This is a genomic window from Methylobacterium sp. WL116 (assembly GCF_008039455.1).
Lineage (GTDB): Bacteria > Pseudomonadota > Alphaproteobacteria > Rhizobiales > Beijerinckiaceae > Methylobacterium.
Genome location: NZ_VRUV01000648.1, coordinates 1 through 2,217, shown reverse-complemented (window position 1 = coordinate 2,217; position 2,217 = coordinate 1). Strand labels below are relative to the sequence as shown.

Genomic DNA, 2,217 nt, shown 5'->3' with positions numbered 1-2,217 from the left:
GCCCCAGGGCGAGCGCCGGCCCGTGCGCATCCGCGATCGCGAAGCAGGCGGCGACGAGCGCGGCGCCCATGGTCTGGCCGAGGAGACGGGAGGTGGCGACGATGCCGCTTGCCCCGCCCGATCGCGCCGGCGGCGCGCTCGTCATGATGGCACGCAGGTTCGGCGCCTGGAAGAAGCCGAAGCCCGCGCCGCAGATCGCCATGCGCCAGCCGATGTCGAGGACGGTCGGGCTCGCCGGCAGGGCGGCGAGCAGCCCCATGCCGACGGCGAGTCCGGCGAGCCCGATCCCGCCGAGCAGGCCCGGCGGGTAGCGGTCCGAGAGGCGCCCGGCCAGGGGAGCCATCAGCGCGACCACGACGGGCCACGGCGTCATCAGGAAGCCGGTCTCGACCTGCGTGCGCCCGAGCGTGTGCTGGAACAGGAAGGGCAGCGAGACGAAGGCGAGCCCCTGCGCCGCGAACGAGCACACCGAGGTCGTGGCGGAGAGGGCGAACAGCGGGCGCCGGAGGAGGTCGGCGGCCAGCATCGGCGCAGGATGCCCTGCCTGCCGCCGCAGCAGCAGCAGGAAGCAGGCGACCGAGCCGGCGGCCTCCGCCAGGATGCGCCAGAGCGGCCCCTCGTGCGCGGCCTCGCCGAGGCCGAGCACGAGCAGGGCGAAGGCGGACGCGTTGAGCAGCGAGCCGACCCCATCGAAGCGGTGGCCGGAGCGGCCGGTCTCCGGCAGCGCGGTCCAGGCCAGCAGCAGGGCGGCGAGCCCGATCGGCACGTTGACGGCGAAGAGCCACGGCCACGGCGCCGCGACGAGGATCAGCGAGGCGACGGTCGGGCCGACCGCGAAGCCGACGCCGACCACGAAGGCGTTGAGGCCGACGCCGCGCCCGAGCTGGTGGGCCGGATAGATGAAGCGGATGATGGCGATGTTGACCGCCATCAGGGCGCTCGCGCCGACGCCCTGGAGCACGCGGGCCGCGACGAGCGTCGGCAGCGACCAGGCCAGCGCGCAGACGAGCGAGGCGCCGGTGAACAGGATCAGCCCGCCGACGTAGATCCGCTGCTGGCCGACGATCTCGCCCAGCGCCGCGATCGGCAGCAGCGTCGCCACCACCGCGAGCTGGTACGCGTTGACGATCCACACCGAGGCGCCGGGATCGACCCCGAGATCGGCGGCGATGGTCGGCAGCGCGGTGTTGGCGATGGCGGTGTCGAGCGTCGCCAGCGCGACGCCGGTGAGCACCGCCACCATCGCCCGCCTGCGCTGGGCCGGAGGCAGGCCGTGATGGGTCGGCGTGCTCGACGGTGCGGGCGGAGGGGACATCGTGGGCTGGGGCTCGCGGCGGCAACGCGTGCTGCATGCGGCCATGGCGGGGATGCTGGCAAGTGCGCCGGCAAGCGCAACCACACGGTGTTGCTACGCTCCGGGTGCATATCTCAATCGGGCCGACCGCGCCGTCGGTGAACCGGCGGCCGCCATCGACCCTACGCGGCTCTCCGGCCAGGCTTGGCGAGATCGCCTCCGCCCGGCCGTCGTGCCGGCCGACCGCGTCGTCGGAGGCTCAGCAGCTCAACCGCCGGCCTTCGCGCCGGCCGAACACCCGGTAATGCGCCGCGCCCGAATCCACCTGCCCGCGGCTCACCGCGCGGCGAACGTCGGGGTTGCAGCGAAGGTACTCGGCCTCGTCGAACCCGAAGCGGCCGCCGCCGCGGCCGCGGTCGTCGTAACCCCGGTCGCGATCGCGGTAGCGGTCGTCACGGCCGCCATACCCGGATTCGCGCTCGCCGTAGCCGTAGTCCCGGCCGCCGTAGGGCTGGGACAAGGCCGGCGCGACCGATCCGGCGATCGTCAGGCCCACCACCATCACCGTGCAAAGCGTCTTCATCGATCCACTCCCGTCGCTGGCACTTGCAACGGCGTGCGAAGGCTTTGGTTCACATCGGCTCGGAGCACGCTGCGCCTGGGACTTCGCGACCCGCGGCATGTTGCATCGCCTGCCGAACGTCGAGGACCGACCGGTCCGATGTCGCGTTGCCCCCGCATCACCCCTTCGGATCGCGAGGAAGATCGACATGGCACAACCTACCTTTCCCGACAGGCCGGGCCACGGCGCCAACAGCGTCGAGCATCGCATCGGCCAGGACGTGGACGGCGTCGACCAGCTCAGCAGCGTCGTCCTGATGGGCCTCGCGATCGGCGGCGCGGCGCTGGCGCTGATCCTGGTG

2 protein-coding genes are annotated in these 2,217 nt (G+C 73.1%); both read right to left on the bottom strand.

Annotated elements, in window-relative coordinates:
* Nucleotides 1-1,315, bottom strand: a 1,315-nt coding sequence (locus FV223_RS25770) for an MFS transporter (RefSeq protein ID WP_147729603.1), incomplete at its 3' end; no start/stop codon positions are given.
* A 238-nt stretch (nucleotides 1,316-1,553) separates the two neighbouring features.
* The gene (locus tag FV223_RS25765; protein WP_147729602.1) at nucleotides 1,554-1,877 is read right to left on the bottom strand and encodes a hypothetical protein; all 324 of its coding nucleotides are present in this window, start codon (nucleotides 1,875-1,877) and stop codon (nucleotides 1,554-1,556) included.
* Nucleotides 1,878-2,217 lie beyond the last annotated feature (340 nt).